17 protein-coding genes and 1 tRNA gene are annotated in these 22,322 nt (G+C 38.6%); 4 read left to right on the top strand and 14 right to left on the bottom strand.

Annotated features, from left to right (window positions below):
• Positions 1-105: 105 nt before the first annotated feature.
• Positions 106-2,481, top strand: a complete 2,376-nt coding sequence (locus tag ALFOR1_RS07595) for a TonB-dependent receptor (RefSeq protein ID WP_104642573.1) — start codon at positions 106-108, stop codon at positions 2,479-2,481.
• 148 nt (positions 2,482-2,629) lie between these two features.
• Here ALFOR1_RS07595 and ALFOR1_RS07590 read toward each other — a convergent pair whose 3' ends face one another.
• The 7 genes from ALFOR1_RS07590 to ALFOR1_RS07560 form a co-directional block, all read right to left on the bottom strand.
• Positions 2,630-3,250 (bottom strand): FKBP-type peptidyl-prolyl cis-trans isomerase, encoded by a 621-nt coding sequence (locus ALFOR1_RS07590; protein ID WP_089347571.1) that lies wholly within the window; start codon positions 3,248-3,250, stop codon positions 2,630-2,632.
• Positions 3,251-3,319: 69 nt separating this feature from the next.
• Complete coding sequence (locus ALFOR1_RS07585; protein WP_082660590.1) at positions 3,320-3,706, bottom strand: hypothetical protein; 387 nt, start codon at positions 3,704-3,706, stop codon at positions 3,320-3,322.
• Between the two features lie 52 nt (positions 3,707-3,758).
• Positions 3,759-3,849 (bottom strand) — tRNA-Ser (locus tag ALFOR1_RS07580).
• Positions 3,850-3,997: 148 nt separating this feature from the next.
• Complete coding sequence (locus ALFOR1_RS07575; protein ID WP_058549101.1) at positions 3,998-4,375, bottom strand: hypothetical protein; 378 nt, start codon at positions 4,373-4,375, stop codon at positions 3,998-4,000.
• A gap of 203 nt (positions 4,376-4,578) precedes the next feature.
• Positions 4,579-5,127 (bottom strand): NAD(P)H nitroreductase, encoded by a 549-nt coding sequence (locus ALFOR1_RS07570; protein WP_104642572.1) that lies wholly within the window; start codon positions 5,125-5,127, stop codon positions 4,579-4,581.
• Between the two features lie 416 nt (positions 5,128-5,543).
• A complete protein-coding gene (locus ALFOR1_RS07565) occupies positions 5,544-6,227 on the bottom strand; it encodes an HvfX family Cu-binding RiPP maturation protein (RefSeq protein WP_104642571.1) in 684 nt (227 codons plus the stop codon).
• A gap of 93 nt (positions 6,228-6,320) precedes the next feature.
• On the bottom strand, positions 6,321-8,282 hold the full coding sequence (locus ALFOR1_RS07560; RefSeq protein WP_104642570.1) for an oxidoreductase: 1,962 nt from the start codon (positions 8,280-8,282) through the stop codon (positions 6,321-6,323).
• A gap of 219 nt (positions 8,283-8,501) precedes the next feature.
• Here ALFOR1_RS07560 and sppA point away from each other — a divergent pair, with 219 nt between their 5' ends.
• Both sppA and ansA read left to right on the top strand, forming a co-directional pair.
• Complete coding sequence (gene sppA, locus ALFOR1_RS07555) at positions 8,502-10,367, top strand: signal peptide peptidase SppA (protein ID WP_104642569.1); 1,866 nt, start codon at positions 8,502-8,504, stop codon at positions 10,365-10,367.
• 82 nt (positions 10,368-10,449) lie between these two features.
• A complete protein-coding gene (gene ansA, locus ALFOR1_RS07550; protein ID WP_104642568.1) occupies positions 10,450-11,460 on the top strand; it encodes an asparaginase in 1,011 nt (336 codons plus the stop codon).
• Positions 11,461-11,541: 81 nt separating this feature from the next.
• On the opposite strand, the gene gndA is transcribed toward ansA, so the two are convergent.
• Positions 11,542-12,915: an NADP-dependent phosphogluconate dehydrogenase gene (gene gndA, locus ALFOR1_RS07545; RefSeq protein ID WP_104642567.1), complete on the bottom strand. Its 1,374-nt coding sequence runs from the start codon at positions 12,913-12,915 to the stop codon at positions 11,542-11,544.
• A gap of 379 nt (positions 12,916-13,294) precedes the next feature.
• On the opposite strand from gndA, the gene pyk reads away from it, so the two are divergent.
• The gene (pyk, locus tag ALFOR1_RS07540) at positions 13,295-14,731 is read left to right on the top strand and encodes a pyruvate kinase (protein ID WP_104642566.1); all 1,437 of its coding nucleotides are present in this window, start codon (positions 13,295-13,297) and stop codon (positions 14,729-14,731) included.
• A 71-nt stretch (positions 14,732-14,802) separates the two neighbouring features.
• On the opposite strand, the gene ALFOR1_RS07535 is transcribed toward pyk, so the two are convergent.
• The 6 genes from ALFOR1_RS07535 to ALFOR1_RS07510 all read right to left on the bottom strand — a co-directional run bounded on the left by ALFOR1_RS07535 (position 14,803) and on the right by ALFOR1_RS07510 (position 21,627).
• Complete coding sequence (locus tag ALFOR1_RS07535) at positions 14,803-15,627, bottom strand: LytR/AlgR family response regulator transcription factor (protein ID WP_058549094.1); 825 nt, start codon at positions 15,625-15,627, stop codon at positions 14,803-14,805.
• Positions 15,624-16,697, bottom strand: a complete 1,074-nt coding sequence (locus ALFOR1_RS07530; protein ID WP_058549093.1) for a sensor histidine kinase — start codon at positions 16,695-16,697, stop codon at positions 15,624-15,626. Before ALFOR1_RS07530 ends, ALFOR1_RS07535 begins: the two co-directional genes overlap by 4 nt.
• Positions 16,698-16,922: 225 nt before the next feature.
• Positions 16,923-18,479 carry a SulP family inorganic anion transporter gene (locus ALFOR1_RS07525; RefSeq protein ID WP_058549092.1) on the bottom strand — a complete coding sequence of 519 codons (1,557 nt, stop codon included), beginning with the start codon at positions 18,477-18,479 and terminating at the stop codon, positions 16,923-16,925.
• Between the two features lie 117 nt (positions 18,480-18,596).
• Positions 18,597-19,055, bottom strand: a complete 459-nt coding sequence (locus ALFOR1_RS07520) for an Lrp/AsnC family transcriptional regulator (RefSeq protein ID WP_002960703.1) — start codon at positions 19,053-19,055, stop codon at positions 18,597-18,599.
• A gap of 108 nt (positions 19,056-19,163) precedes the next feature.
• Positions 19,164-19,805: an MBL fold metallo-hydrolase gene (locus ALFOR1_RS07515; protein WP_104642565.1), complete on the bottom strand. Its 642-nt coding sequence runs from the start codon at positions 19,803-19,805 to the stop codon at positions 19,164-19,166.
• Between the two features lies 1 nt (position 19,806).
• Positions 19,807-21,627, bottom strand: coding sequence for a M14 family metallopeptidase (locus ALFOR1_RS07510; RefSeq protein ID WP_104642564.1), 1,821 nt, complete (start codon positions 21,625-21,627; stop codon positions 19,807-19,809).
• Positions 21,628-22,322: the final 695 nt, after the last annotated feature.

The following is a 22,322-nucleotide window of genomic DNA, read 5'->3' as shown; positions in this document are numbered from 1 at the left end:
TGCTGTTTAAACGCGAAGTATAGAGCTATAGTATAACATTGTTGATTCGTCAATTTTACGGTGTTATATTATATCACAACATAGTAACTTCGAAACAAAATCCCCATGACAAAGTTAACATTAATCTCTTCTGCTATTTTTTCTGTTTTATGTTCTCAAACAGCACTTGCTGCAACGGTTACGGGTAAAGTAACCGATGATAAAAATCAACCTATAAAAAATGCCTCTGTCCATGTACATGGCAAAAACCAAGGTGTTAAAAGTAATGAGTTAGGCGAGTTTGCTATTGAAGTTGACGCTAATAGCCAGCTTCATATCAGTAAAGATAACTACATCGACTCTCGCATTGCCGTTACAGAATCTTCTAATAATGTCACAGTTTCACTTAAGCCAACATCGGTTGAAACTGTCGTTGTTTACGCCTCTGCGCTTCATAAAAATAGTCTAGAAATGATTTCGCCAGTAAGCGTTCTTTCTGGTGATGAATTAAGAAATAAATCAAAGCCAACACTTGGTGAAACACTTAAAGGGTTACCTGGTGTAAATGCAAGTTACTTTGGCCCTGTGTCATCAAGTCCAATTATTCGTGGCTTAGATGGACCTCGCGTTAAAATTACTCAAAACGGTTTGGATGCAAGTGACGCATCACGTATTGGCCCTGATCATGCAACATCAAGTGACAGCTTAGCAGCTGAACAAATTGAAGTTCTTCGCGGTCCAAGTACACTACTTTACGGATCTGGTGCTATTGGCGGTGTGGTAAACGTAGTTGATAACCGCATTCCTACGAGTAATATTGACGATTTTACCGGTGCAGCTGAATACCGCCACGATACAGTATCAAATTCAAACACCGTTGCTGCAAAGCTTGAAACGGGTAATGAAGGCTTTAACTTTCACTTTGATGGCACAAAACGCAGTGGTGACGATTACCAAACACCAACATTTACTATTACCGATGATGATGGCGATGTAGAAACAGAAAACTCTGTAGAAAACACCTTTATTGATAGCGAAACGCTTAACTTTGGTACTAGCTATGTTGGAGAGCACCTAACGGTTGGCTTTTCTTACGGTAGTATTGATACCGATTACGGTATTCCGGGACATGAGCATCATGAGCATGATCACGAAGGTGAAACCGAAGAAGAACACGAAGAGCATGAAGATGAAGAAGAGTCGGTTTATGCAAAGCTAGAACAAGACCGTTGGCAGGGTTTAATTAGTTATGCTGTAGATAATAGCTGGCTAGAAAACATTAATTTACGTGTTGGCTACACGGACTACTCACATAGCGAAATTGAAGACGGTGAAATTGGTACAACTTTTAAAAATGAAACCACTGAAACGCGATTAAATGTCGAACACAAACTAGGTCAATGGCACGGTATGATTGGCTATCACTATAGCGACTCTGACTACGACGCTATTGGCGAAGAAGCATTTACTCCTGCAAGTGTGACAACTACTCATGCTTTATATTTACTTGAAGAGCGTGAATTTGGTGATGTAACCATTGAGCTTGGTGCCCGTGTTGAAGACTATAAGATAAAAAGCAACATTACTGAGGCTGAGCATGGCCACGATCATGATGAAGAAGAAGAGGAAGATCATGACGAAGAAGAAAGCATTGCTTATAGCAAACGCTTTACAAACGTAAGTGCATCTGCGGGTGCTATTTGGCAATACACGCCCGGACAAAGCGTAGCATTGAGCTTATCTCACTCTGAACGAGCGCCACTTTCAGCTGAGCTTTTATCTAATGGTTTACATATTGCTACAGGTACCTATGAACTTGGCTTAGGCTACCACATAGAAGACAACGAAGCCCACTTTGAACCAGAAGACATTGAACAAGAAAAATCAACAAACCTTGATTTAAGCTTTAGACGTTTTAACGGTAATTTTGGCTATACAGTTAACTTTTTCTATAACGATATTGAAAACTTTTATTTTCAAGAAAATACAGGTTTAGTTTACGATGAAGAAGACGGGTTAGAGTCAGCGATTGGCGCGCATGATGATGCTGTTGCGGTTTACCAATTCACAAGTAAAGACGCAGAACTTTATGGTATTGAATTTGACGCTCATTACCAACTAACATCTAGTGCTATGGTTAAAGTGTTTGGTGATTCAACTCGTGCAAAGCTAAAAGACGATGAAGGTAACCTACCACGAATTCCAGCTAATAAGTTAGGCTCTGAATTACAATATGATTTAGGCGATTTACAGCTAACACTTACTGGTACTCATTACTTTGATCAAAATGATGTAACCGCATTTGAAACAAAAACCGATGGCTATACGTTATTTGATGCCCAAGCTAATTACCAACTAGGTTTAGGTACGCTAGATGCGCAGCTTTATATAAATGTAGATAACATTACCGACGAATTAGGTTTTGTGCACAGCTCATTTATCAAAGATAAAGCACCATTACCAGGTAGAAACTTCCGCTTTGGTGTTCGCGGCTACTTTTAACAACTAACAAGCTCTTTAGTTTATATATTTAAAAACCGCATTTTATTAATGCGGTTTTTTATTTTTAGAATAGATAAAACTCCTAAATTACAGACACAAAAAAGCCGTGTTCAATTTGAACACGGCTTTTTAAATTCTTAATTAATAATTAAGAAAGGATTTCGTGTAGCTCAACGTCAAATACAAGCGTTGAGAAAGGTGCAATTGCAGCACCTGCGCCACGTTCACCATAAGCAAGCTCATGAGGAACGTAGATGCGCCATTTAGTACCTACAGGCATCATTTGTAATGCTTCAGTCCAGCCTTTGATTACGCCACCAACTGGAAACTCAGCAGGTTGACCGCGCTCGTAAGAGCTATCAAAAACAGTACCGTTAATTAATGTTCCGTGGTAATCAACACGTACTGTAGACTCAGCAGTAGGCTTTTCGCCTTCGCCAGTTGCTAGTACTTCATATTGAAGACCAGACTCAGTAACAGTGATTTCAGGACGTTTTGCGTTTTCTTCTAAGAAAGCAATACCTTCTGCAGAAAGTACTTTAGATTCTTCTTCACGACGAGCTTGTATCTCTTCGTTGATTTTTTCGAATGCAGCTTGGATCTCAGGGATCTCAACTTGAAAAGCGCTACCAGCGTACGCATCTTTCATGCCTTCAAACACTGAATTTAGGTTTAAGCCTTCAAAAGGATTAGACTTAAGTTGCTCACCCATTTGTAAGCCAATACCGTAACTTGCTTTTTCAGCATCTGTAGTAAAATTATCTGACATAATGTGTATTTCACGTTTTGTTAGTTAAAAGACGCGTACATGCTAACACAAAATAAAAGCCGTTTGGGGCTAGTTTTTGCTGAGTTTTACCTTAATTAGGCCAACAATATAACTACACAGCGGCAAACTGAATAAAATTCCAACAAGTAAAGGGGTTGCTAGTAATCCTGAACCACCAAAGAGTATAAATGGTACTGCAATCAGCCCTACAAAACCGATAAATGCAGCTGCAATTACAGGCCAAACCGTATCGTATTTTGTAATTAAGTGAGCAGTTAAAATATTAAAACCCAATCCATAAATAAGTGCAGTTGCCATTGGGTAGTCTGGCTGCGCATCTAGGGCCATTTTAACTAATAAGTTAACAGCACTTTGATAACAATAACCAAACACAGTCCATAATAAAATATGCTTAATTAATCGCTGTGAGGTTGATAGATTTGTTGTGTTTTTCATTTATTAAACTCCACATAGCAAAAAACCGCCCATAAGGCGGTTTTTTAAATAATGGTGGAGAGATAGGGATTTGAACCCTAGATGGGCTATAAACCCATGCCGGTTTTCAAGACCGGTGCATTCGACCACTCTGCCATCTCTCCGTACGGCGCGCATGATATGGCTAAACGCATTATTTGTAAAGAGCTAAATATATATTTATATAAAATATTAATTTATTGATGAAAATACACTCACCCTACTCTTTTAATAACTCATATTTATAAAAATCAGTTAATGGATTAACAAGTGTTAGTAGTATTGTTTTGGTCGGCGTGCAATCCATGAACATATTAAACATGCTAACAAGCTTAATGCAGTAAAGGTGACGCTTTGAAAAATTAAATCAAAACGATTTAAATCATCACTGGGTACAACAACAAACATAAAGGCAGGTAAAATGCTTAGCAATAAAACATAGCAGCACACTTTAAACGCGCGACCAAAGTCGAATCGTTTAGTTTGCTGCATCCACACTGTGAGTAGTGCCAGCATCCCCATCGCTGAGATAACCATAAAATGAGATGCATTTGTACTCATTGCAACATATAAAGTAACAAAGGCACCAATAATTCCCCAAATTGACCACGCTAGCCAGTTTTCTTTTTCACGTAAAAATAAATTTCCCATAGTTTTCGTCTTCTTTATCGTTATTTTTATTAAGACTTTCCATAATGTATCAAAAAACAACCGATTAAAAAACAAACTGAAGAAGAATTAGTAAATTTGATGCTTCCGAGCGCTTCTCACAGCCAAGCCATTAACCTATTTATACTACTATTTGTAACCTTAATGAAATATGACTATGCAAATTGCAAAAAGTTCATACTATTTCACAAAAAGGTAAAATAATTTTCAGGCTTATGTCGCGCAGGCTTTTTGCAATCAACCTCTGGGGTACCTAAGTAAAGATATCCAACAATTTCGTCTTGTTCATTGAGTTTTAGCGCTTGTTTAACACCTTGGCTTTGAGCAAAATAACCTGTTCGCCATACGCCCCCTAAACCTTGTGCAAACGCGGCTTGCTGCATTGCAAGCACACTACACCCTGCGCTTTGCACCTGCTCAATACGTGGCACCTTTGGATGCTCTTCGTATTTAGCAATAGCAATTACAATCATTGGTGCTCGAAGGGGGAGCTCTTTAGCTCGATTAATTACTTTTTCTGGTTGCTGCTCGGCTAGAGCACATTGATGATATATTTCACCTAATTTTTGGCGTGCGTCGCCTTGTACAATAATAAACTGCCACGGTGCAATACAGCCATGATCAGGTACACGCAGTGCTGCTTGTTTTATTATGTCGAGTTGCTCAGGTGATGGGCCAGGCTCAGTAAGTTTAGAGTCTGATTGGCGAGTAAGTAAAAGCTCGATAGCATTCATAATAATATCTCAAAATTCAAAATGCTAGAATAGCATTTAAAACCTTAATATTACCAATCTACTTATATACACGTTCAATAGCAACTCACTTAATTAAGTGATCTATTTTTAGGATGGAAAACGTGTTGATAGCTAAGCAAAAAAATTGTTATTTCGTTGTTCTCGGCAATTGTTCCTGAATTGCTCTACCTTCTGCATCCATGCAGTCGTAAATGAGATTTTTAACACAGATAGTGACACGTATAACCCAAAAAAATAATTCAGTATTATCGCAGATTGGTATAACACAGCTAGAAATTATTCAATTAATAAAATAGTTCAGTAGATAAATATCATTGGATATAAATATTATCAGCATAAAACGCACACGGCCGTATAAAATATTTATACAGCCGTTTTAATATATTTAAACCACACTATCGTTTTACAACGGTTCGTTTTAGCCAATAATCTACACTTACAAAGCGCCCTCCACCTACAAAAAACAAGCTAAGCAGCATCGCAAAGTAAATGGCTGAAAATTCAATGCCATTGTTTAAAATTGAAGGTTTGCCTTTTTCATATAAATAATCAGGAAAACCATGTTCATCAACTAACCCGCGAATTTTGCCTATGCGCTCTTGTACTTCAAGTGAATTTTCGAGGCTTTCTTTTGCTCCAGGGATAGATAACCAATCAAGTACTTGTGCTGCACTCGTGTCGGGGTTAGTGGGTGCAATGGCAAACCAACCATTATGCCAATGTACTGATGTTGCAGCTACAACCATTGTAAACATAAGCGGGATACTGACCAAGCGAGTTAACAGGCCAAATAATAAAAACCAACCACCTAAAAACTCACTCCAACCGGCTAAAAAAGCCAGTACATCAGGAAATGGTAAACCTAATCCCCATTCACTATTTCCAAACCATTGCACAACATCAGGTGACGCTAATAAATTATTAAAAAAACCTTGGGTATCGCCACTTATAGCAAGCTTGTTATAACCTGCAATGATCATAACCGGAGCTAAAATAAGGCGAAAAAGTAAAGCCGGTAAACCATCTAAAAACGATAATTTACCTATTGCTGATTCATAAAGGTGGGTTAGTTTTTTCATGCGTATCCTGTGTGTTCAATGTTTATTAAGTTATAGACTATAAACAACAAAGACCGCATGAATTAAAAAACTATTTCATTTTACTTACAAATGTTAAATGCTTCTCGCTATTTGTAATGCTTCAAAAATAGCACGTTTAGCATCAATAGCAGCAGCGAGTTTAGCACCACCAATAACATGTACTTTAGCGTTTTCGCCATGCTCTTTTAGCACTTCATCATTAGAAACTTGGCCAATACAAGCAATAACCGTGTCAACAGGAAGTACTTGTGTTTCACCTGCTACCGTAATAGTTAAACCGTTATTGTCAAAGCTTTGATACTGACAGTCAGCAATTTGTTTAACACCATGCTGCTTCGCTACTTGGCGGTGTATCCAACCTGTCGTTTTACCAAGTTCACTACCAAAGCGACCTGCACTTCTTTTAAGCATAAATAATTGGCGGTCATCTTTATGCGGTTGTGGCTCACACTCTATACCCCATTGTGATTTAAAGTCGCTAATAGTTTGTGACTTATGTTCGCTTAAAAATGCCACCATATCAAAGCCGATACCGCCAGCCCCTAGAATAGCAATTGATTTACCTAGCTCTACTTCACCACGTATAACTTCATCATAAGCAAATACACGTTTGCCGTCACTACACTTAACGGATGCTTCACGAGGGCGTACACCCGTTGCAAACACAATATCGTCGTAGTTGTTAATCATTGAGTCGTCATACACTTTACCTAGTTCAACATTTATCTTTAAACGCTCAAGTTCATTAGTAAAGTATGCCAATGTATGATTAAAATCTTCTTTACCAGGTATTTGCATTGCTAAGTTAAATTGGCCACCCATCTGAGTTTTTTGATCAATTAACGTAACCTTATGCCCTTTTTGAGCCAAGTAACAGCTAGCTGACAACCCTGCAGGACCTGCACCTACAACAAGTACATTTTTGGCCTTAGCAGCTTGATCTAATGGGTAATCTAGCTCAAACGCAGCTTGGGGATTAACTAAACAAGTTGCACGTTTATTTTTAAATACGTGATCTAAACAACCTTGGTTACAACCAATACATATATTAATTTGCTTTGATTGTTGGTTAGCATATTTATTAAAAAACTCAGGATCAGCCAATAATGGCCTCGCCATTGAAATTAAATCGGCTTCGCCGGCATTTAAAATATCGTTTGCTATATCAGGGGTATTAATACGATTTACCGCAATAACTGGCACATTCACTACATCTTTTAAGCGTTTTGATGCTTCTTTAAATGCCCCAGGCGGCACCATACTCGCAATTGTTGGTACACGTGCTTCATGCCAGCCAATGCCTGTATTAAAAATATCTACACCAGCTTTTTCAAGTTCAGTGGCTTGAATAACAACTTCATCTGGTGTTGAGCCATTAGGGATTAAATCAATGACCGATAATCTAAAGATAATTAAAAATTGTTCAGAAACTTTTGCTCGAACAGCTTTAACTATTTCAAGCGCAAGTCGCATTCTGTTTTCTAGGCTGCCACCAAACTCATCTTCACGTTTATTCGTGTGCGGCGCCATAAACTCATTGATTAAATAACCTTCTGAACCCATAACCTCTACGCCATCGTAACCTGCTTTTTCAGCCATATAAGCTGAGTGAGCAAAGTCTTTAATAGTTTTTTTAATTGAGCTAAGTGACATAGCTTTAGGTTTATAAGGATTAATAGGCGCTTTAATTGCACTTGGTGCTTGATTGAATGGATGATACGCATAGCGCCCTGCATGCAACAATTGCAAACAAATTTTACCACCATGTTTATGTACAGCGTCTGTGTACGCACGATGTTTAAATACATCGTAGTAGCTGTTAAAAGAAGAGGAGATTGGCGTTAATTTGCCACGTAAGTTAGGACTGTAACCACCGGTAATTAGCATGGCCGTACCGCCTTTGGCACGTGCTTCATAAAAAGCGCGTAAGCGTTTACGATTATGCCACCCTTCTTCTAGGCCTGTGTGCATTGACCCCATCACTAAGCGGTTGCGTAATTGTGTGTGTTTTAATTCTAATTGTTGTTCTAACATCCTGTGCCCCGTTAACTGGTCTAACCTGTATACATTAGCTAATTCTGCTTCAATGGCAAGTAATAAGCAATATGTGCCAGCATTTAATTAAAAAATGTAGTCGAAACTTACATTTATAGTCTCTCATAAACACTTCGTTACGATTTAGCAGTTAAATTTATTTTTATTCTAGGCTAAGATGGGACTAATGTATTAGCTGTACCAAATTAAGGAGCTATTTTGATAGCAAAGGTATTTAAAGGTATTTGGGCTGGGATAAATTTTTCACGCCGCTTAATACTCAACATTCTGTTTTTATTACTGGTCATTGTATTTTTCGTTTCGCTTTCAAGTGATGACGATCAAATAATTATAGAAAATGGCTCTGTGCTTAGGCTAAATCTTAATGGCCCTATTGTTGAAGAGAAAACATATGTAGACCCAGTAGAAGCCGCAATAAACGATGCAACTTCTGGCTCTGAAGCACCAAGCGAAATTTTACTCGACGATATTGTTGAAGTAATAAATGAAGCAACCAATGATGACCGTATTACTGTCATGCTGCTTGATTTACAAGAAATGCCTAAAGCGCATTTAAATAAACTTAAGCAAATTACCAATGCTATTGAAACATTTAAACAAGCAGGTAAAAAAGTTATTGCATCTGGGTATTACTATACTCAAGCGCAATACTATATTGCTTCTCACGCAGACGAAGTTGCGATGCATCCTTACGGAAGTGTTGCTATCGAAGGCTATGGTATGTACCCACTTTACTTTAAAGATGCACTAGAAAAGCTAGAAGTAACACAGCATATTTTTCGTGTTGGTACATTTAAATCTGCGGTAGAGCCATTTATCCGTAATGATATGTCTGATGCAGCTAAAGAAGCTAACCGAGTTTGGTTAGGGGCGCTTTGGAGTGAATACAAGCAAGATGTTGCAGCGGTACGCCCTTTTGATGAGTCAAACTTTGATGAAACAATGGATGTATACCTAGCAAAAATGAAAGCAGCCGGTGGTGATGCAGGTAAATATGCACTTGATCACCAGTGGGTTGATTCTTTAAAAACAAATCAACAAGTTCGTCAACAATTAATAGATTTAGTAGGTGCACAAGAAGATGGTAAAACATTTAAGCAAGTATCATTTCGTGAGTACTTAAGCTTAGTAAAACCACCTATCGAATTTGATAATCCTATTACCGAAAAAGTGGCTGTAGTGGTTGCTAAAGGGACTATTGTAGATGGCGAACGTAAAGCTGGGGAAATTGGTGGTGACTCTACCGCAGCCCTGCTTCGTAAAGCTCGCCTTGATGATAAAGTTAAAGCTGTTGTGCTTCGTATAGATTCAGGTGGCGGCAGCATGTTTGCTTCAGAGGTTATTCGCGCCGAAGTACTTGCATTAAAAGCAGCCGGTAAACCCGTTATTGCATCTATGAGCTCTGTTGCTGCTTCTGGCGGTTATTGGATAGCCTCAGCAGCTAACGAAATTTGGGCAGCACCAAGTACAATTACAGGCTCAATAGGTGTATTTGGTACCTTTATGACATTTGAAAACACCCTGTCTAAAATTGGTGTTTATTCAGACGGTGTTGCTACAACCGAAATGGCTGGTTTTTCAATTACTCGCCCGTTAAACGAGAAAATGGCTGAAGTTATTCAAATGAGCGTTGAAGAAGCTTATGGTCGCTTTTTAGCTGTAGTTGCCGATGCGCGTAACATGACCCCAGAGCAAGTAGATGAAATTGCTCAAGGTCGAGTTTGGATTGCCTCTAAAGCGCAAGAGCTTGGCTTGGTTGATAAACTAGGTGATAAGCAAGACGCAATTGAAGCAGCCGCTGCACTTGCTAAGCTTAATCATTATGAAGTTAAAACAATCAAACAAGATTTAAGCCCACAAGAAAAAATGATTCAAGATATTTTTGGTAATGCGTCAATTAAATCAATGCTTGGTTTACAAACACAAAAAACGTCAGTGTTAGCGACGCAAGCTAATTTACAAAGCGTTATTAGCCAATTAAGCACAGAAGTAGAGAATCTTAAAGATTACAACGATCCACAAGGAGTATACGCTCGCTGTTTAGTCTGTAGTGTTGCACAATAAAAGTGCATCTTCTTGTCTAAGCAGCTGTATTTAAAGCTGCTTAACGTTATACTAAGCCCAGTTTTTTTACTGGGCTTTTTTTATGAAACGTAAACGTATTTATATCGCTTACACTGGCGGTACTATAGGGATGAAAAAATCGAGCCGTGGCTATATCCCAGCTGAAGGCTTTTTAACCGAAACTGTAGTTAATAACGCAGAATTTAATCGTGAAGAAATGCCTTTATTTGATATTCACGAATACTGCCCTCTTATCGACTCTTCAGATATGTCGCCCGAGCATTGGCAACTTATTGCTGATGATATTAAAAGCAAATACCAAGATTATGATGGCTTTGTTGTACTTCATGGTACAGACACGATGGCATACACTGCATCGGCACTGTCGTTTATGTTCGAGAACTTAACAAAACCGGTTATTGTAACTGGCTCACAAATACCACTGTCTCAGCTGCGCTCTGATGGGCAAGTAAACTTACTAAATGCAATGTATTTAGCTGCTAATTATCCAATAGCTGAAGTAAGCTTATTTTTTAATAATCAGTTATTTAGAGGCAACCGAGCGACCAAAGCACATGCTGATGGTTTTAATGCGTTTGCATCACCCAACCTTGAGCCTCTAGCATTATCTGGTATTAATATTCAGCTCATTAAAGGCCAGCTTAGCCCGTATGTTGAAAACGAGTTACAGGTAACCTCAATTACACCACAGCCAATTGGTGTACTTTATTTATACCCAGGTATAAGTAAAGAAGTTGTTGAAAGCCTAGTTAACGGCAGTATAAAAGCATTAGTACTACTCAGTTTTGGTGTAGGTAATGCCCCGCAAGATCCAGAGTTTTTAGCCATACTTGAGCAAGCAAGTAAACGTGGCGTAGTCATTATTAATTTAACCCAGTGCTTAAAAGGCCATGTAAATATGGGCGGCTATGCAACCGGCAATGCACTTTTAAATATTGGTGTAATTAGTGGTTACGATATGACTTTAGAGGCGTGTTTAACTAAGTTGCATTACTTACTTAGCCAAAACCTTGAAGTAGAAACTATACGCCATTTAATGCAGGACAATTTACGCGGTGAATTAAGCCGGTAACTTTGTTTACCAAAAGGCAAAAGGCACGCTATTTAGCGTGCCTTTATTGTATTACGTAACCAAACATTGGTTAGGGAATAATTATCTAACTTTAGCGTCTAAATCCACTAAGTCAGTTAAGTGACAAGCCTCGCCACTGTGAGTTTTTACACCGTGCTCACCAAAGTAATCACGCTGGGCTTGTACTAAATGCCCATTACTAGGTGTTGTAAGTGTTGCTAAATACGTTTGCGTAGCACCCAATACCGGGAATGCTAAACCAGTCATTACTGCTTGGCCGGTGATTTTACGTAAAGAGTTTGACTCTTTTTCAAGGGTGTCAATAAATTCAACACCTTGCGCAACGCTATCTAGGTAATCAGCACGAATAATACAACCAGCACGCCACGTTTGAAGTGTTTTAGATAAATCAACTTTCCACTGGTGAGTACGCGATGCACCTTTAATAAGCGCTAAACCTTGGCGATAAGCTAACAAGCTTGCAAGTAAGAACGCGTCTTTTAACTCTTCTAAATCAATATCAACATTATTGGTAGATTTCGCTGCGTACGACATTTCATGTGCAGCAGTCGTGTTACACGCGTTAGTTAAATGACGAGCCTGCACTGCAGCTACAAGTGATGGCACGGCAATACCAAGCTCTAATGCATTTTGCGCAGTCCAAAGGCCTGTACCTTTAGCACCTACTTTGTTATCAATTAAGTCCGCAAGAGGCACATTATTTTGATTTTCAAGAGATAAAATGTGGCTAGAAATAGACAATAAGTAGCTGTTTAATTGACCCTGAGACCAATCGTTAAATATTTCAGCAACTTCTTTAGGTGATCGCCCCGTGCCAATACGAAGTAGTTGATATACTTCTGCAATAAGCTGCATAAGAGCATATTCAATACCGTTGTGAACCATTTTTACAAAATGGCCACTGGCAGATTGACCAACGCGTGCAAAGCAAGATTCACCATTAAAACTCGCAGCTGCTTTTTCAAACCACGGTTCAATTCTTCCCCAACCACCTTCAGAACCACTCGCCATCATAGCTGGACCGTGGCGAGCGCCTTCGGCCCCACCTGAGATGCCCATGGTGGCAAATTCAAATTTGTTTTGGTATTTAAGTTTACGCGTTATACCATCTTTATAATTGCTGTTACCGCAATCTACAATGATATCGTTACACTCTACGCCCGCTTCTACTAGTTCATTACAAACAGCATCAACTAGTTCTCCAGCAGGAACAAGTAATAAAATAGAACGAGGTGCTTCTAAACGTCTTACCATGTCTCTTAAATCAGAAACAATGTGAAGTCGATCAGCCATGCCTTGAGATTTAGCACAACTTAGTAACTCTTCACCCGCATGTGGGTTTTTGTCATAAGCGACTAGCGTTATCCCTTTTTCTATCAAGTTTAGGGCAAGATTTTTTCCCATAACGCCTAACCCTACTAATGCAACTTGCATTTAGTGTCCTCCTCGGTAACAACTATTTGGTTAGAAAATTCAGTGTATAAATTAAATAATACCGCGTGCATTATACTCATGCAGTCATAAAATGCTAACCATGAGCCAATACAACATGCTTTTTTATTACAGATAAATAAGCTACGTAATTATATCAAACATCAATGCTCTAGGGGTGACTAAAAGCACCGCTATTTGAAATTAAGATCATTGACGCATTCTGACACCGGTGTCATAATGATGACACAATAGTTTTGTATAAAATAGTGGTAAACCTTTGAAGTTTGCCTACAACTAAAAACGTTTTATTCTAATATAGATATTTTTAGTAAACAAAATAACAGTCAACCTGCTTTCACCAAGCACACAGGAGAAATTGATGCTAAGACGCACAAAAATAGTCGCTACCCTTGGGCCTGCTACCGATAGAGATAACAACCTAGAAAAAATTATTATCGCTGGGGCTAATGTAGTACGTTTAAACTTCTCACATGGTGTTGCCCAAGATCATAAAGACCGCGCACAAGCTGTTCGCGATATCGCCAAAAAATTAGGTAAGCACATTGCAATTCTTGCAGACCTTCAAGGCCCTAAAATCCGTGTTTCTACTTTTAAAGAAGGTAAAGTAACACTTGCTGTAGGTGCAAAGTTTACCCTTGATGCCAAAATGGAAAAAGGCGAAGGCGATGTAAACGCGGTAGGTATTGATTACAAAGAATTACCACAAGATGTAACGCCAGGTGATTTATTACTATTAAATGATGGTTTAATCCAACTTACTGTTGAAGAAGTTGGCGGTCATTTAGTGCACTGTAGCGTAACTGTTGGCGGCGTATTATCTAATAATAAAGGTATTAACCGTTTAGGTGGTGGCTTAACTGCTCCTGCGTTTACTGAAAAAGATAAAGAAGATTTAATCACTGCGGCTGAAATTGACGTAGATTACATTGCGGTATCATTCCCACGTAGTGGTGACGATATGCGCTATGTGCGCTCACTTGCAGAGGCTGCGGGCTCAAAAGCACAGCTACTTGCAAAAATTGAACGTGCAGAAGCAGTTGAAACGCAAGAAGCTGTTGATGATATCGTTTTAGCATCTGACGCTGTAATGGTTGCTCGTGGTGATTTAGGTGTTGAGATTGGTGATGCCGCGTTAATGGGTAAGCAAAAACTTATTATTCGTCGTGCTCGTTCATTAAACCGTACAGTGGTTACTGCTACGCAAATGATGGAATCGATGATCGATAACCCTATGCCAACGCGCGCAGAAGTTATGGATGTGGCAAACGCGGTACTTGATGGTACCGATGCGGTTATGCTTTCAGCTGAAACTGCTGCAGGCGATTACCCAGAAGAAACAGTAGCTACAATGGCACGTGTTTGTTTAGGTGCTGAATCGCAAAAAGAAACGCACGTATCTAAGCACCGTTTAGACAGTCGTTTTTCTAACAATGCAGAATCTATCGCCCTTTCAGCTATGTATGCTGCTAACCACTTAGACTCTGTAAAAGCGATTGTTACACTTACTGAGTCAGGCAGCACAGCTAAATTAATGTCGCGTATAAGCTCAGGTTTACCAATCTACTCGCTTTCACGCCATGCAAGCACACTTGGTCAAACAGCACTTTACCGTGGTGTTTACCCTGTGTTTTTTGATTCTACAAAAACTGAAAAAGACGGCATGGTAAAAGCTGCACTTGATACGCTTGTAGCTCAAGGCTCATTACAGTCTGGCGATACAGTTATTATTACTCACGGTGATTCAATGGAAACTGTGGGTGCAACTAATACAATGAAAATTGTGACTGTTGCATAATAGCGTAATAAAACGTCTAATATAAAAAATGCGAGCTAAGCTCGCATTTTTTATGTTTGTAAAACATCAAACTAACTGGCTAGCGCTGCTTTTACTTTATCGCGGTAGCTTCGGCTCACTTTAAGCTCTTGTCCGTTTTCAAGTACTAATAAATATTCACCACTTACTTGCGTAACCAGTTTACTTATTTGCTTTGTATTAACGATTGCACTGCGATGTACGCGAACAAATAAATGAGGGTCGAGCTCTTGCTCAAGCTCCTTCATCGTTTTACGTAATATATGTGTTTGTCCGTCTTGGCAATGTAAACACATATAATCACCCGCTGCATCTACCCATTGAATAGTTGCCACTGGGACACGTATTATTTCACCTTGCTCTTTTACAGCCAATGACTCTGGGTAGCGTCTATCCGTTAGCGTATCGCCTGTGGCTAATTTTTTTAATATTTCTTCGCAATTATTACCAGTAATTCCGGCTACAAAACTCGCTAGTTTTTTCTTATGGGCGTTGTCTTGCTGCGTTTTTAAATAGGTATGCACTTTTTCTACCGCCTGTTTTAGTCTGTTATCGTCAACGGGTTTTAAAATGTAATCTAGCGCATGAATTTCGAACGCTTTAACAGCAAACTGATCAAAAGCAGTTACAAATACAATCGCAGGTAATGCTTTTGTACTTTCGCTTAGCGCTCTTGCTACTTCAAAGCCATTCATGCCTGGCATTTGAATATCTAAAAAAACCAAATCTATTTTTTCACTTTGGCACATTTCAATTGCATCTGCGCCTGAGCTACATAATTTTATCACTTCAATATCAGCAAACTCGTCTAGTCTTACTGCTAAACCTTTTCTTGCTAAGGGTTCGTCATCAACGATAAGTGTTTTTATTTTAGTCATTTCTTCACAGCCTTTTCAAACGGTACTCGCAGATTAACTTTTAATCCACTTGGCGTATTATGTGATAATACAAACGAATAATTATTTTCATACAACGTTTTTAATCTATCTTTGGTGTTAGCAACCCCTACCCCTTGGGCATTTACTAATTGGCCATCGAGTATTTCGGTGCCGGGGCCATTATCGCCAACTTCTAATAATAATTCGTTTGCAAATACTTGTGCTTTTATATCTATCACACCACCTTGCGCTAAATGGGCAATAGCGTATTTAATTGCGTTTTCAATAATTGGTTGCAAAATTAAGCTTGGCACTAATGCCTCTTTGGCTTGTTCGCTTATATCTACATTTACTTTTAATCGTTCATCAAAACGTACCCGCTCTATTTCAAGATAAAGCATTAATGCATGTAGCTCTTGCTCAAGAGGTACTTTTTTAATTGGATCGGTATTTAGTGTATAGCGTAAAAAGTCACTTAGCCTTGCTACCATTAAGTTAGCATCTTTGTTTTCTTTCACCAAAATTAATGTAGAGATAGCGTTTAGTGTATTGAATAAAAAATGAGGATTAAGCTGGTACCTGAGCATTTTTAATTGCGCTTCGTGTGCCATAGTTGTGGCTTTTAGCGCTTTTTGTCGCTCACTTTGTAGTAGCTGATAATATTTAACGCCAAAGTACAAACCACTCCAACATAAAATAATATAAACAGAATCTAAACCTTGTTGTAGGTAATAAAACCACTCTTCAGGCCTATACCCATGACGGTATATTTCCCATAAATTAAATTTTTGAACAACCGCCCATAAAGTGCCCGTAATATACGAAGCACCAAATACAACAATCATTAACACCCATGGTGAGGCGTTCCAAATTTTACGATAAATGTACCTAAGTGGCACAGTCATTAAACAGCCAGCATACGCGTTTAGTAAAATAACAAATACGTAGATGTCGCGCATTTCAAATACTTTAGAGCCAATGTAATTTACTAACGCATAACCTATCCAACCTGCAATTTGCAAAAGCCAAAAAAAGCGTTGTCTGTTATCGACTAAGGATTGCCAGTTCAAAATTTACATTTACTCCGTATAGTTAAATACTAACTTTATATTAGGCTCGATTATTTTTATTGTGAAGCTTAAAGTCAGCTTTCATTATTATATAGATTTATCCGTTTGCTTAGCAGTACCACCTATCTTGCTTTATGCGAGTCTTACCGCAAACATTTATCATCGCACTAAAAAAGCGAAAGGTTTTATCCTCTCGCTTTTTAAATTTGCGTCACTTAGTACAGGTTAAGCTAGTTTGTCTGATGCAACTTTATATGTTGGATCTTCAATCACGTTAACTTCAACTAAATCACGGGCTTTATGCAATAACTGTGTACAGTCTTTACTTAAGTGGCGTAAATGAAGTTGTTTACCCGCTTTAGTGTATTTATCAGCAAGGCTGTCTATTGCTTCTATTGCACTGTGATCAGAAACACGACTGTGTTTAAACTCGACTATCACGTCTTTAGGGTCATTTTTAACATCAAATAACTCTGAAAAGTTTTTAACTGAGCCGAAAAATAACGGCCCGTGCAGCTCATATACTTTTGCACCTTGTTCATCAATATAGTTTGTAGTGTAAATGTGTTTTGCGTGCTGCCAAGCAAATACTAATGCCGATACAATAACACCTACGCATACTGCAATAGCTAAATCGGTAATAACTGTTACTCCCGATACAAGCACAATAACAAAAGCGTCAGATAGCGGTACACGCTTCATCATCTTAAAGCTTGCCCATTCAAATGTGCCAAGCACAACCATAAACATAACACCTACTAAGGCAGCAAGTGGGATCATTTCTATTAAGCTCGATGCGAAAATAATAAAGGCTAGTAACATTAATGCCGCGCTTATACCTGATAAACGTGAGCGACCACCTGAATTAATGTTGATCATTGATTGGCCAATCATTGCACAACCGCCCATCGCACCAAAAAAGCCACACGTTACGTTTGCTGCGCCTTGGCCTATACATTCTTTGTTAGAATGGCCACGAGTTTCAGTAATTTCGTCTATTAAGCTAAGTGTTAATAAAGATTCAATTAAACCAATAGCGGCTAAAATAAGTGCATACGGGAAAATAATATACAGTGTATCTAGAGTAAACGGCACCATAGGAATGTGAAATTCTGGTAAGCCACCGGCAATAGTTGCCGCTTCATTACCTGTCATACCTTTTAAGAAATCAAGTACGGTGTGTGCTTCTAAGTCAAAACCGATTACTAAACCAGTGACGGTTACAATAGCTACCAATGAAGATGGCACAGCGGTAGTTAATTTAGGTAAAAAATGAATTATAGCCATAGTCAGTGCAACTAAACCAAGCATGATGAAAAGCGGACTGCCTGTCATCCACTGCTGCCCACCGGCACCATCAGGCACTTTAAATTGCCCTAGTTGTGCTAAAAATATAACAATAGCTAGACCATTTACAAAGCCGAGCATTACCGGGTGAGGAACCATACGAATAAACTTACCAAGCTTAAAGACCCCTGCAAGAATTTGCAGTATTCCCATGAGTAAAACGGTTGCAAATAAATACTCAACACCATGATCAAGTACTAAACTTACCATTACAACAGCAAGTGCACCGGTAGCACCTGAAATCATCCCAGGACGGCCACCAAATATTGCCGTAATTAAACCAACGATAAACGCGGCATATAGACCAACTAAAGGTTCTACATTTGCTACAAAGGCAAACGCAACAGCTTCTGGTACCAAGGCAAGCGCCACGGTTAAACCAGATAGAATATCGTTTTTAGCAGAGCTTGGGGCTCTACTGAGTAAGTTAAACATTGAGTTCCTCAGGTGTTATCGGTATCAAAAAAAGCGCTAAATTTTATCAAATTAGCGCTCAGTTAACAATTGTCATTATGTGGTTAAGCTAAGATTTAGCCAAACAGGAAGTGCTTTTTATAAAGGAAGAGAAGTACTGCGTTTTACACACGTCATTGTTACGTTTGAATGAACTTCTTGTACGTATTCTAAACTTAATAGGTTATCGCGTACAAAATGCTCGTAACCCTCAATGCCTTGAGAAATTATGCGTAACATAAAATCCATAGTACCGGCCATTGTGTAGCATTCGGTTACTTCATCGTAACTCATAATTAGTTTTTCAAACTCAGCAAGGTTCTTTTTACCATGATTAGATAAGCGAACATGTGCATATACTAGCATATCAAAGCCGAGCTTTTTCTCATCAAGAAGAGCAACTTTGCTTTTTATATAACCATCTTGCTCAAGCTTAGCAATTCGGCGCCAGCATGGAGACTGAGACAAACCTACTTTATCGGCAATTTCTGCGGTTGATAAACTAGCATCTTGTTGTAAAAGTGCCAATATTTGGCGATCTACGTGATTTAGAGACATTTTATTTCTTATTTATCAAATAAACTGGTTAAATTATACAGCCATTTTAAAAAACAGTCTGCATATTTTTGAATTTTTATAACCATTTTAAGCATTAGATAACGCTATTTAGCCAAATTTACCGCTTACAAATGGATTTGTTTGTTTTTCAAAACTCACGGTGGTGTCGCTTCCATGTCCAGAAAGAATTTTTGTGTTATCTGGCAAGGTAAGAATATGCGCTCGTATAGACTCTATAAGCTGCTGACTGTCTCCTTTAGGAAAGTCTGTGCGCCCTATTGAGCCCTTAAAAATGACATCTCCGACAATCACGGTTTCGTATTGCGGTTGGTAAAAAACAATATGCCCTGGCGTGTGGCCTGGGCAATGTTTAACAACAAAGCTAAGCTTACCTACGCTTACAACATCGTCATGATTTAACCAAATATCAGGGTAAAATGGAGCTATAGGTGTAAAGCCAAACATTTGGGCTTGCATTGGTAAGTTTTCGAACCAAAAAACTTCATCTTTCTGAGGGCCAATTATTTGTATGTTAAAGTGCTTGCGCAATATATCGGCACCACCAACATGATCTGAGTGACCATGAGTTAGCCAAATAGCTTTTAAATCTAATTGCCTGTCATTCAGCGCAGTAATTATCTTATCTGTATCACCACCTGGGTCTATCACCACAGCTTGGTTAGTTTCATTACATATAACAATTCGGCTGTTTTGAGCAAAAGGGGTAACCGGTATAGTAATAACTTGCATGTTATATCTCTTTACTCTTTTGATCTGGAATAACAACAGGCTCTTCAAACGACATTAGTATTGGGTATTTTAAATATGCTTGGTCGTAAAACGGGCTTTGTTCATATAGCCAATTTAAGCGTGCATCAGCATCCTCAGAAAATGATTTATCTTTTAATTTTTCGTCAAACTTAAGTGCAAGCTTAGGATTATCTTTAAGCATTTGGCGTGCAAACGGAATAAGTGCATAATTTTCCATGTATTCTGTACGCTGAAAAATAGTATTAAACTCACCCCACGCAAAAAATGAATCTGGTGCTTCAGGGTGTAATAAATGTACCGCCAACTCACCGGCCTTTTGCTGAGTATTGACTTGATACCATCCATCTAAATCAACATTTATTGCGGGGAGGTAATCAAAGCTTGCCGACACCCTAAAGCGCCCTTCAAATGGAGCTTTATCAAATGCATAATCAATAACTTTGGCCTTTTTTAAAGGCTGGGTATTAGCCCCTTCTAGCTTATTAACTGATACTCCATGTAACTTTAGCTTTTCAATAATATTGCTATAAACTGGTGGAATGAAAAACGCCTTTGGTACTTCTACTGTGCTAATTACTTCTTTTTGCCAATATATAGGTAAGTCTGAATATGTATGAGGTTTGCCAATATACTTAACCTCGTTTTGCCCTGAAAGCGCATTCATACTTGAGGAATACTCAATACCTTTAAATTCACTAATTGTATCAGCTTGTTTTGAATAACCACGTTTAACTATTAACTGCTTAGGTACAAATTCTTGTTCTTTTTTTACCGCATTAGCTAGTACATGGCTATGTTGTGATAATGCATTAATCGCACCATCTAAAAATACATAAGTTCCTAAAACGCGTTGTTTGTAAGGCTTTAGAGAATGGTTTTCAACTAAAATTGTAGGTAATGATTTTAAATCTCCCCATCCATTTGAAAAGCGAGGCGTCGCTACCCAGCCCGCTAGCCCTTTTTTAAAATCGCGTTTATCCATAACAAATACAAGTTGCCCAGGGGTATGCCCCTGCTCAGCAAGCCTTTCATCTATTAACGGCTTAAAGTAATGATTTAATGTATCTGATACTGCCGGAGACTCACTCGCAAATACAGGGTTATACCCATAGGTCACATCGTACTGGTAATCTGCGCCATCAGTTACATGAACATCAACATATAAATTTGGGTTATAGGCATTAATAACCTTTAAAACGCTTTTGACTTCGGGGGTATCTAGTTTAGTAAAATCACGATTTAAATTGAGGTTATTAGCGTTCGTACGAAAACCCATCTTTGCAGGGCCGCGCTGATTTATGCGATTAAAGGCACTGCTACGCTCGTGCCCATCGACATTTAAAATAGGAATAAATAATATATTTACCTTTTTTAAAATATCGCGGCGTTTTCCTGTTGCAATATCACGCAGCAACATAAACATAGCATCTTTGCCATCTATCTCACCGGCATGAATACCAGCTTGAATAAAAATAGTCGGTTTAGTGCTATTAGCCATTTGCCCAGCTTCAAAAAAACCTTGCTCGCTCGCAACCAACATCTTTATCGCACGTTTGCTATTGCTGTAACCTATGGTTTGAGATTTAAATTGAGTAGGGTTTGCTGCAACTAGCCTATCTACAAATGCCATAGTGTCTTCGTAGTTTGGTGAAATTTCACCTGCAGATAATTCAAAGTCTGTTGTTAACGGACCTTCTTTTTGTAGTAACTCACTGCTTCTTTTACCTTGCCACTGTATTAGGGGTGGTAAATGTGCGTCATATGCCAGACTCGCAGACAAAACCAAAAGACTTGCAAACATATTATTCTCTAACAAACGCTCTAATAACAAAATTATATCAATTAAAGTTTTTTATATTTTAAAACTGCGGTGATTCAACAAAAATACACAGCCAATAACAGTAACTTATAAAATGAATAATGCTAACGTCAATAAAATGAGTATATCCATAAACCTTATATATTTTTTCTACCGTTTATGAGTAAATTTACGCCTCTATAGCTAGGGCGTGTTGATCTTTGATGGTTGAATTTGCAGCAGCATGTTTGGTTTTTAGGCAAGGCAGAGCCTATGAAGTGTGGTTACTCCCCATAAATAGGCGATAACGTAGCATAAATGCCAAACATGCGCTGCCCTTCGGGTTCTGCCTAGGGGCGATAAACTCTTTGTTACTCGGCTTTTACTTAGCCCACTAGGTTACAAACCTCGCGCCGCGATTTAATCGCCCCTAGATTGAACAAATTTCAATCCGCAAAGATCAACACGCCCTAATACCCATTCGCTTAATTAAGTGATCTATTTTAAAGGTGAAGAAACGTGTTGTTAGCTAACCAAAATACTCGCTATTTTGTTGTCCTACATAAAATTTGTTAACGAAGGGGGCGATACGTTTAGCCCCTAAAATTGATTGAGCATTATTACGCATTTGTATTAGTTAATATTTTGAAGATACTCAAATTTTAGACACAAAAAAAGGAGCCATGGGCTCCTTTTTA

This window comes from Pseudoalteromonas carrageenovora IAM 12662 (assembly GCF_900239935.1).
Classification (GTDB): Bacteria; Pseudomonadota; Gammaproteobacteria; order Enterobacterales; family Alteromonadaceae; genus Pseudoalteromonas; species Pseudoalteromonas carrageenovora.
Note: the sequence above shows the minus strand (reverse complement) of the source record. Positions and strands in the feature narration are given on the sequence as shown.

What these genes read in the sequence shown, in the direction of transcription:
- ALFOR1_RS07575 (WP_058549101.1), bottom strand. Translation starts at nt 4,375, where the DNA reads ATGGGAAATTTATTTTTACGTGAAAAAGAAAACTGGCTAGCGTGGTCA.
- ALFOR1_RS07535 (WP_058549094.1), bottom strand. Translation starts at nt 15,627, where the DNA reads ATGACTAAAATAAAAACACTTATCGTTGATGACGAACCCTTAGCAAGA.
- ansA (WP_104642568.1), top strand. Translation starts at nt 10,450, where the DNA reads ATGAAACGTAAACGTATTTATATCGCTTACACTGGCGGTACTATAGGG.
- ALFOR1_RS07565 (WP_104642571.1), bottom strand. Translation starts at nt 6,227, where the DNA reads ATGAAAAAACTAACCCACCTTTATGAATCAGCAATAGGTAAATTATCG.
- ALFOR1_RS07525 (WP_058549092.1), bottom strand. Translation starts at nt 18,479, where the DNA reads ATGTTTAACTTACTCAGTAGAGCCCCAAGCTCTGCTAAAAACGATATT.
- ALFOR1_RS07570 (WP_104642572.1), bottom strand. Translation starts at nt 5,127, where the DNA reads ATGAATGCTATCGAGCTTTTACTTACTCGCCAATCAGACTCTAAACTT.
- ALFOR1_RS07595 (WP_104642573.1), top strand. Translation starts at nt 106, where the DNA reads ATGACAAAGTTAACATTAATCTCTTCTGCTATTTTTTCTGTTTTATGT.
- ALFOR1_RS07510 (WP_104642564.1), bottom strand. Translation starts at nt 21,627, where the DNA reads ATGTTTGCAAGTCTTTTGGTTTTGTCTGCGAGTCTGGCATATGACGCA.
- ALFOR1_RS07520 (WP_002960703.1), bottom strand. Translation starts at nt 19,055, where the DNA reads ATGTCTCTAAATCACGTAGATCGCCAAATATTGGCACTTTTACAACAA.
- ALFOR1_RS07590 (WP_089347571.1), bottom strand. Translation starts at nt 3,250, where the DNA reads ATGTCAGATAATTTTACTACAGATGCTGAAAAAGCAAGTTACGGTATT.
- ALFOR1_RS07560 (WP_104642570.1), bottom strand. Translation starts at nt 8,282, where the DNA reads ATGTTAGAACAACAATTAGAATTAAAACACACACAATTACGCAACCGC.
- pyk (WP_104642566.1), top strand. Translation starts at nt 13,295, where the DNA reads ATGCTAAGACGCACAAAAATAGTCGCTACCCTTGGGCCTGCTACCGAT.
- gndA (WP_104642567.1), bottom strand. Translation starts at nt 12,915, where the DNA reads ATGCAAGTTGCATTAGTAGGGTTAGGCGTTATGGGAAAAAATCTTGCC.
- ALFOR1_RS07515 (WP_104642565.1), bottom strand. Translation starts at nt 19,805, where the DNA reads ATGCAAGTTATTACTATACCGGTTACCCCTTTTGCTCAAAACAGCCGA.
- ALFOR1_RS07585 (WP_082660590.1), bottom strand. Translation starts at nt 3,706, where the DNA reads ATGAAAAACACAACAAATCTATCAACCTCACAGCGATTAATTAAGCAT.